This window comes from Streptomyces sp. NPDC047000 (genome assembly GCF_040644295.1).
Lineage (GTDB): Bacteria > Actinomycetota > Actinomycetes > Streptomycetales > Streptomycetaceae > Streptomyces.
On the sequence record NZ_JBEYWE010000061.1, the window covers coordinates 1 to 8,274 of the forward strand.

The window sequence follows — 8,274 nt, forward strand, 5'->3', positions numbered from 1 at the left end:
TACCGCAGCCGACCTCCTCACCCCGGCCGACGAGTCGCATCCGGAAGATCACAGGGGCAGGGCCGATAACCAACGTGTTGATTCTTGACGGCTTCGGTGAACCACACAGGTCTGCACGATCGTCGCAGGCCAGACGGTGTTCACGGCGTCCGGGAGCCCGGTCAGCCCGTCACAGACGAGCATCAGCACGTCCCGCACGCCTCTGTTCTTGATCTCGGTGAGGACCTGGAGCCAGTACTTGGCCCCCTCGCCGCCGTCCCCGACCCACAACCCCAGAATGTCGCGGGTGCCCTCCGCGGTCACGGCCAGCGCCATGTACACCGGACGGTTCGCGACCTGCCCGTCCCGCACCTTGACGTGCACACAGTCGATGAAGACCACCGGATACACCGCGTCAAGCGGCCGGTTCTGCCACTCCACCATACCGGCGACCACGCTGTCGGTGATCGTGGAGATGGTCGACTTCGACACCTCGGTCCCGTAGACCTCGGCCAGGTGCGCAGAGATCTCCCCGTGCGTGAGGCCCTTCGCGGACAGCGACAGGACCATCTCGTCGACACCGCCGAGCCGCCGCTGCCGCTTCTTGACCAGCATCGGCTCGAACGTGCCCGCCCGGTCCCGGGGAACCTCGATCTCGACCGGGCCGACCTCGGTGACCACCGTCTTGCCCCGGCGCCCGTTGCGGTAGTTCTCCCGCCCGCCCTCGCTCTTCTCGCCGTGCTCGTGGCCCAGATGATCGGTCAGCTCGCCTTCCAGAGCGGACTCCAGCACCCGCTTGGTCAGCTGCTGCAGCAGACCTCCCTCACCCGTCAGCCGCAGCCCATCGGCCTGGGCCCGCGCCACCAGCTGGGCGACCAGCTCGTCATCCACCCCGGCCGCCGGCCCGGTGGCCCGGCCTTCACTCTCGGAGACACTCACGTCAGTAGTCATCAACTGCCGCTTCCTGCTCGGGAGTTACACCACTCACCGTACAGACCCAGGACCGGCTGCTCACGGTCGAAGTTCCCTCACCGGATCATCCGGTAGGGCACCTGCGACACCCGCGAAGTCGTCCTGGAACGCGACGGCACCGACGTCGTCCGCGACGACCGGTGCCGCGCCGTCTCCGGCACCTGGACCAGCGCCTACGACGGCGCCCGGTTCACCCCGGCCGACCAGATGGACATCGGCCACCTCGTCCCCCTGGCCAACGCCTGGCGCTCCGGCGCCGACACCTGGGACACGACGCTGCGCCGCACATTCGCCAACGACCTCACCGGACCCCGGCTGATCACGGTGTCTGCCTCCAGCAACCGGCAGAAGGGCGACCAGTCCCCCGGCGAATGGGCACCGCCCCGGCACCGGCACGTACCGGGACAACGTCACGATCGGCCCCGCGGCCGGTCACGCCCCCACGACCAGGAACAGGCCCCGGCCTACGTCACGGCGGCACGCCGAGCGTTCCCCGGTGCTGTCGGTGCCGCGTTCCGCAGCAAGCGTGGTTCCTGTCTCGCATCCCCCGTCGGGACGGAACCAGAAAGGCCCGCCACCTGCACCGAAGTGCAAGCAGCGGGCCACCGGCCTCAAGCGCCGTGAACCTTGGACCGACCTGCGATACCGGAGGGCTTCACGATCTGCTCCATCCGGGCAGCCTGCCGTGCATCCGTCTTCTGCAGCGCCCGCTTCTTTGACGCAGCGCTCCGCCGTGCGCGGCTCAGAGGTCCTGGACGGCCCGCAGGGCCTGGTCCACGCGGGCCATCGCCGCAGGGTCTACAGGGCCGAGGAGCTTTGCGCCCTCGAACCGGTTGAGGCGCAGCTGTGTGATGTTGACGGCGACCGCGGTGCACGGGAGGGGGTCGCCGATCACCACGGACATGGCCGTGTCCGGGAACCTGCCGCTGTCGTGCAGCACGATCACGAGGAGGGCGCCGTACGTCTCTTCCAGGCCGGTCAGGCTGATGATCAGAACGTTGCGGCCGTCGGGAAGTGCCCAGATCTCACCGCGTTTCACAGGGTGTCGCCCTCGCCTGCCAGCTCGTCGCCGAGGCCGAGCGCAGCGAGCTGCTGCGCGGCGTCGAGCGTGGCGGCGCGGCGGGCGGCACGCACCACGTAGGCGTTCACGCTCATGCCGGCCTCGGAGGCGGCTGCCCTGATGGAGGGGGCGAGCTCGTCGGGGATGCGCAGGGTCATAGTGGTGACGGACATGGTTGCAGGATAGCCACCGGTTCACGGTGGCGTAAGACGGTTGCGTGCGGGATGGTGCGGGTCTGCGTCCGGGGGCGGCGAACGCCGACGTGCCGCCGCGCAGGTACGGGGCCGAGTACCACCAGGTGAGCGCGTGATCGGGATCTCATCGGTCACTTGTCGGTGCGGCGGGTCGGGGTGTCGGCTGCCCAGACCTGGACGGTTCCGTTGGCGATGCCGATGGCCAGCGTGGATCGGGCTGCGTTGTAGGAGAGACTGGTGAAGGCCTGGGAGCGGGTCGGGGCTCGTAGGAGCATAGGGGTCTTGTCGATGTCCCGCAGCTGTACGTATCCGCCGGTGGTGGTTGCGGCGACACGGCTTCGGTCGGTGAAGACAAGACCGGTGATCGAACCGACACCGCTTGGCAGGGAGCGGGATGATGCTTCCCTGTACGGCCTCGGCTTATGAGGATCTTCGATGTTCCAGAACTTCGTGGTTCCGTCGCTGCTGCCGGCAGCCAGGACGCTGCCGGCAGGGCTGTAACCGATGCTGGTCGCGGGCAGACCGCACTGGACTGTGCTGAGTACTTCTGGCCTGCTCGGATCCTTCACGTCCCACAGCTGGACCGTGCCGTCCACACTGGCCACGGCCAACGTCGCGTTCGTGCGGTCGAAGGCGACATCGCTCACCGAATGCTGGCGCCCAGGAGTGGCCAGGACAGTGGGCTGCGTACGGCTCACGTCCCAGAGCTGGACGGTTCCCTGTGCGTTGGCCACGGCGAGTGTGCGCCCGTCGTGGCTGTAGGCCGTGCTCGTCACAGCACTGCCGCGTTTGGCCGGCGGGGGAAGGAGAGCCACCTCGCGGCCGCCTCGGACGGCCAGTAGGAGAACAGCACCGGTGCTCGTACTGACGGCGTAGGTGTGTCCCCTGGGGCTGAAAGTCACGCCCGTTGCAGCACCGGTGGGCTCGGGTGTGTATTTCGTGTTCAGTTCGCGTCCGGTGACGGTGTCGCGGAGAACGACACGGCCGGCATAGGTGGTGGCCACGAGGAGACGCCCGTCGGGGCTGAAGGCAAGACCGGTTACGGGCGAAGAGCCCACCTCGTAGGTTCGTTCGATGTCCGCTTCAGAGGTGATCGGCTTCCACGGTGAACGGACGAATGACGGCGGCAGGGGCAGATGCAGTAACCAGCCCGCGCTGAACGCGGCCGACCCGACCAGGGCAAGCGTCAAGAAGAGGGTCAGAGAGGGAACTGACAGCCTTTTGCCGGGGTGGTAGGGGCGTTTGCGGCGCGCTGCGCCGCGCCGGCGACTGCTCGGTGTCAGCGCCAGGAAATCGAGGAAGGTGGCGTCGGGGCTGATTCGTGCGGACGTCGGCGGCTGATGAAGGGCGAGTTCATCGACGAAGCGAAGCGGCTTGCGCGGCATGGGAATACCTCGTGAGGGTCGTCACTGATGGTGGGCGGAGTCGCTGGGTTCGCTTTCTTCTTCCTGACGCTCCTCGTCACCCGGGCTGTCAGGGTCGGCCGGAGCGGGTGACAGCATGCTGAGCGGCTCCCTGCCGTGGTGCTCTTCGGCTGAAGAGGTGTTGGTGTCGCCTTGCTGGTTCGAGGCACCGGAATCGACGGCTGCACGGGTGGGCGCCGAGTCCGCGGAGGAAAGGTGAGTCCGCTCCGGGTGGACAGGCGGAAGCACCGTCCGCTGACGTGTTCCCGGGCCCTGCGGGATGCGCCGGTCGGCTGCCGCCCGAGGGGTGGGCGGGCGCGGCGGGGTGTCGTTGTCGTAAGACGCCCCTGCGCGCGCTTCTGGCCCCTGGGAATGTCTGCCGGCGCTGTCGTCCGTCTGGACCGTCGTCTGAGTCTGCGCGAGCCGGGAGATCAGCAGTGGTGCTGTCATGCCGGTCACCATCGCATGCATGGGAGAGAAGACGTGGGAAGACGCAGTGATCGCCGCTGGTGGAAGAATTCCCAGGAAGAGTCGCAGGGCCACCGCACCCCAGAAATATTTACGTTGTTTCCGATTGGACCACGGCGCACGGAAGCTCCGGGCATCACCCGGCACTCTCATGGATAGATAAATCTGCAGCGCCTCGGCTGCAGCACTGCCGCCAAGACCCCACAGGGCGGCGTAGAGGGAATTCATGAGCATACAGCGTACTGCAACCGCAAGGTCCGCATTGAATGAACGAGTCGGCACCGGACGACATGGCGACGAAAGCAGATCCAAGAGAAACGTTTCTCCACAGACACGGAATTTGATATGGGCGCCTCGATCATCCTCTGTACCGAAATCGATCCAGGATTTTCAGATTTGATTCCAAAAAATTTCCCCGCGTTCGCTCCCTGACCGTTTCTTGGCAAGCCGGCAACTGTGGCGCTCGTCACGCAGTCACTTGCACGGCGAGTGCCCCAGCCGACGCAGGAGTCCAAGGCGGCGGGCGACATCGGGCAGGTGACCGCCGATGCCTGGCGGCGATCGTCTTCGTGGCCACCTCGGGCTGTACGCGGCCGGGAAACCGCAGGAGGCCGACAGCTCCTCGGCATCGTCGGCTCGCGACGGCCTTGTGAACCCACACGGTGCCGGCCGGTGGTGACGAGCTGGACGGCCTCGGAGAACAGGCGGAATCGCAGCCGACGGGGCTCGAAGAGCCGGGCCTGGCCGGTCAGGGCGAGCATGGGCATCCAGGCCAGCAGGTCGAGCGCGATCTGGACGCTCTCCAGCCAGATGCAGTTCTGGGCAGCGTGGTGCAGGGGCAGGTTACGCAGTCCGGTCGAGCGGGCGGCCGGGATGCGGTCCTCGGCCCGGGTCCGCGGGCGGTGGCGGAACTCGAGCTCGGCGATCGGCCGGTGGGAGGGGTGTTGGTGGCGAAGCAGGTGATCCGCATACCGTCCGCGTCGGTGATCCTCAACTGAGCCCCGGGACCAGGCCGTTCCTTTCGGACGATCAGCCGCATGCCGTTCGGCCAGCCCGCGAGCGGGCCGCCGGTGAGTTCGGCGACCCAGGAGCCGCCGCGGGCCCCGCCGTCCGTCTCGATGGCCGGGGTCCAGGCCGGTGACGGGATCCTGAGGACGTTGCTGTGGATGGTCTCGGTGATCACCATGCCGGCCGAGCAGGACAGCCAGCGTCCTTGCGTCGCGAGCCAGGACACGAAGTCGTGGGTGCCGCCCGCGCCGGTACTTCCTCGGCAGCTGGGCCAGGGCGAGGCAGGCAGTGGTGATGTGGTCGGCAGCCGTGTCGGAGCCCGCGTTCCCCGGTCTGATCAGGGCGGCGACCGGCTCTCCGGTTCCGCCCGGGCCGTAGTCGACGAAGGCCGCCAGTGCACTGTGCTTGACAGATCTCCACCACCCACCTGCGCGGCAGCACCACGAACCCTGTCACGTCGTCGGAGCGTCTGACGATCTCCAGGGTGAGCCGGCACTTCTCGGCAGCCCAGTCGACCAGCCGCCCGGCGTAACCGCCGTCCGCCCACACCAGGCGGACGGAGAAGTACCTCTCGCGCAGGTGCCCCAGCAGCGGGACGGCGGCGTCGCGGTCCTGCACGCTCGCCGCGGTCACCGCCACCGCCAGGACCAGGCCGAGGCAGTCCACCACCAGATGCCGCTTGCGGCCCGCCTTCTTCTCGCCGTCCCAGCCGGACGTGGAGCGCGGGATGTTCGCCGTTGCCCGCAGCGACTGCGAGTCCACGATCGCGGCCGTCGGGTCCACCGCCCGGCCTTCCTTCTCCCGCACACGGTCGCGCAACCGGTCGTGGAACTCGGCGAGCAGCCCCGTGACCTGCCGGCGGCGGGCGAAGACGGCACCCGTCGGTACGGCGGCAAATCCGCCTGCGGATCGACCCGCTTCACTTCGTTGTCGACCACGTGGCGCACTGCGTCCAGCATCGCACGGTGGCAATAGGCCTCCGGCCGGCCGCCCCGCCCTCGAGCCGCCCGGACGACCTGCCATTCCGTGTCCGTCATGTCCGAGCCGTAACACCGCACACGCTCCGGCCCGTCCGCCGCGTTGCCGAACCTGTGCGCGAGGCGGTCACACGACAGGGACGGCGAGTCGGACTCCACCGACGTGACCGCAAAAGACTGCGGCAACAGGGCCTCCCGGTGCTCGTCGGCTTCGGCGCCCCCGAACTACCGCGGGGTGCTGCCTTCATGCACCGACCGAACCACGATCACCCGATCGACACCCTTGCCCGGCCCGACAAGCCCGTTCATCAGTAAGCGGATGGCGTCTCAGCACGGTCACGGGCCCATCTCAGTGAATCTCGTGGCGTTCTGGGTGCCACGGGCATCAAGAGCCCCGGATCGTCGGGAGCATACGTTTGTCGGCCTCGGAGACGTGGGGCCCTTACCCGTGGTGGAAGTGTGATGACGCGTATTCGCCTGGCCGTTGTCTGGACGGCTGCGCTGGTGACGATCGCTACCGCCAGTGGCTGTTCCAATGGTGGGGGTGGCTCCTCCTCCTCGTCGTCAACGATGTCGTCGAGCACCGCCCCGAGTACCGCGCCGGGGCAGAACACCAGCCCGTACGCATCGGCGAGCACCGCGCCCACCGGGGGGCAGGCCGTGGTGAAGACCGCCTCGGCCGGCAAACTCGGCACGATTCTCGTCGACGGGAAGGGCCGCACCCTGTACCTGTTCGAGGCGGACAAGTCGACGACCTCGACCTGCAACGGGGCGTGTGCCGCGGCCTGGCCACCGCTGCTGACCTCGGGGGCACCCTCGATCGGTGGCTCGGCGAAGTCCAGCCTGTCGGGCACGTCGAAACGATCCGACGGCACGACGCAGGTCACCTACCACGGTCACCCGGTCTACGGGTACGCGGGAGACGCCAAGCCGGGCGACACGAACGGCCAGGCGCTCAAACAGTTCGGTGCCGAGTGGTACGTGCTCGACGCCGCCGGCGACAAGGTCGACATGAGCTGACCGGCGACGACCGCGTGAGGAGCCAGCCGACGTGACAACCAGGACCGGTACCGGTCACCGGACCCCCCGGCGGCACTCCCCCGCGCGGGCCGCCGTCATCGCGTTGGGCGCTGCCCTGCCCGTGGCCGTAGCGGTGGCCATCTGGATCACCGGACGGCACCACAGCCCTCAGTACACGACCGGCCTGTTCGGCGAGCAGGGCGCCGCGGCGGTCACCCTCAAAGCGCGCCTGGGCAGCGCCCTGTTCGCCCTCGCAATCGTCCAACTTCTGCTGGCCCTGTGGATATACGGACGGCTGCCCGGTCTCACAGCGGCGCCCCGCCGGGTCGGTGCCTCGCACCGCGTGGTGGGCTGGGCCGCCTTCCTGTTGTCGGTGCCCATCGCCTACCACTGCGTCCGCGCCTACGGGGTGGAAACCGTGAGCGCCCGGGTCCTCCTGCACTCAGTCGCCGGCTGCGCGCTGTACGGGGCTTTTGTTGCCAAACTGCTGGTGGTGCACAGCCGACGCCTGCCCGGCTGGATGCTCCCGGCCGCCGGAAGCGTCCTGTTCGGCGCCATCGGGGTGCTGTGGTACTCGGCCGCGCTCTGGGCCCTCAACGGATCTGCCGTTCCCGGTCTGTAGCCACAGCCCGGACGACGGCGAGAAGACACAGGCCGCAGTCGCGGCTGCTGACGCTCCGTATCTCCGCGCAGGCGGCGCCTCCTGCCCCGTGCGGCACCACGTGGAAGAACGGCCGACCGCCCAGAAGATCCGGGTGACTGCTGCGCCTCCGACTGCGCTCCTGGGACGTCGCGTCCGCCGACGGCAGCGTTCAGGACCGGTGGCCGGCCATCGCGGCCGCCGGCTCCGCGGACCTGCCCGCGCAGGTCCAGGCGGTCGCCTTCCACGCGGGATTCCGGGTCCTGGCTGTCGGCGCCGTATGCCAGGGCTTGATCAAGTTCCGTAGGTGTCTGGGTTGCTGGTAATGCCCGGAATGGTGAGTGCTCGTTCGGGTTCGGAGCGGATGGCGCGGGTGGTTTTGGTGATGTTGTCGGCTCCGAGGAGCTTCAGGGTGCCGATGGCGAGGTCGCGGAGGGCGGCCATGGCGGGGTGCGGTTCGAGAACGTGCACTTCTACGGCACCCACTCCGTCGACATCGACGGAGAACTCGCCCAGCTCGACACCGACGGCTACCGGCCACTGCGGCTGGCCG

At 68.4% G+C, this 8,274-nt stretch carries 7 protein-coding genes and 4 pseudogenes; 3 read left to right on the top strand and 8 right to left on the bottom strand.

Annotated elements, in window-relative coordinates:
• Positions 1–96 precede the first annotated feature (96 nt).
• Positions 97–930, bottom strand: a pseudogene (locus tag ABZ862_RS38000) (IS256 family transposase); the annotation flags it as partial.
• A gap of 51 nt (positions 931–981) precedes the next feature.
• Between ABZ862_RS38000 and ABZ862_RS38005 the strand changes: the two are divergent.
• Positions 982–1,335: pseudogene (locus ABZ862_RS38005) on the top strand (HNH endonuclease); the annotation flags it as partial.
• A 358-nt stretch (positions 1,336–1,693) separates the two neighbouring features.
• Here ABZ862_RS38005 and ABZ862_RS38010 read toward each other — a convergent pair.
• The 6 genes and pseudogenes from ABZ862_RS38010 to ABZ862_RS38035 form a co-directional block, all read right to left on the bottom strand.
• Complete coding sequence (locus ABZ862_RS38010) at positions 1,694–1,990, bottom strand: hypothetical protein (RefSeq protein ID WP_360969067.1); 297 nt, start codon at positions 1,988–1,990, stop codon at positions 1,694–1,696.
• On the bottom strand, positions 1,987–2,184 hold the full coding sequence (locus ABZ862_RS38015) for a toxin-antitoxin system HicB family antitoxin (protein ID WP_360969070.1): 198 nt from the start codon (positions 2,182–2,184) through the stop codon (positions 1,987–1,989). The genes ABZ862_RS38010 and ABZ862_RS38015 overlap by 4 nt, the downstream gene beginning before the upstream one ends.
• Positions 2,185–2,336: 152 nt before the next feature.
• A complete protein-coding gene (locus ABZ862_RS38020) occupies positions 2,337–3,590 on the bottom strand; it encodes a WD40 repeat domain-containing protein (protein ID WP_360969073.1) in 1,254 nt (417 codons plus the stop codon).
• A gap of 21 nt (positions 3,591–3,611) precedes the next feature.
• The gene (locus ABZ862_RS38025) at positions 3,612–4,304 is read right to left on the bottom strand and encodes a hypothetical protein (protein ID WP_360969076.1); all 693 of its coding nucleotides are present in this window, start codon (positions 4,302–4,304) and stop codon (positions 3,612–3,614) included.
• A 428-nt stretch (positions 4,305–4,732) separates the two neighbouring features.
• Positions 4,733–5,473, bottom strand: a pseudogene (locus ABZ862_RS38030) (transposase); the annotation flags it as partial.
• Positions 5,474–5,519: 46 nt separating this feature from the next.
• A pseudogene (locus ABZ862_RS38035) lies at positions 5,520–6,107 on the bottom strand (transposase); the annotation flags it as partial.
• A gap of 524 nt (positions 6,108–6,631) precedes the next feature.
• On the opposite strand from ABZ862_RS38035, the gene ABZ862_RS38040 reads away from it, so the two are divergent.
• A complete protein-coding gene (locus ABZ862_RS38040) occupies positions 6,632–7,081 on the top strand; it encodes a hypothetical protein (protein ID WP_360969079.1) in 450 nt (149 codons plus the stop codon).
• A gap of 31 nt (positions 7,082–7,112) precedes the next feature.
• Positions 7,113–7,703, top strand: coding sequence for a DUF6529 family protein (locus ABZ862_RS38045; RefSeq protein WP_360969081.1), 591 nt, complete (start codon positions 7,113–7,115; stop codon positions 7,701–7,703).
• A 312-nt stretch (positions 7,704–8,015) separates the two neighbouring features.
• Here ABZ862_RS38045 and ABZ862_RS38050 read toward each other — a convergent pair whose 3' ends face one another.
• The gene (locus ABZ862_RS38050) at positions 8,016–8,165 is read right to left on the bottom strand and encodes a hypothetical protein (RefSeq protein ID WP_360969084.1); all 150 of its coding nucleotides are present in this window, start codon (positions 8,163–8,165) and stop codon (positions 8,016–8,018) included.
• Positions 8,166–8,274: the final 109 nt, after the last annotated feature.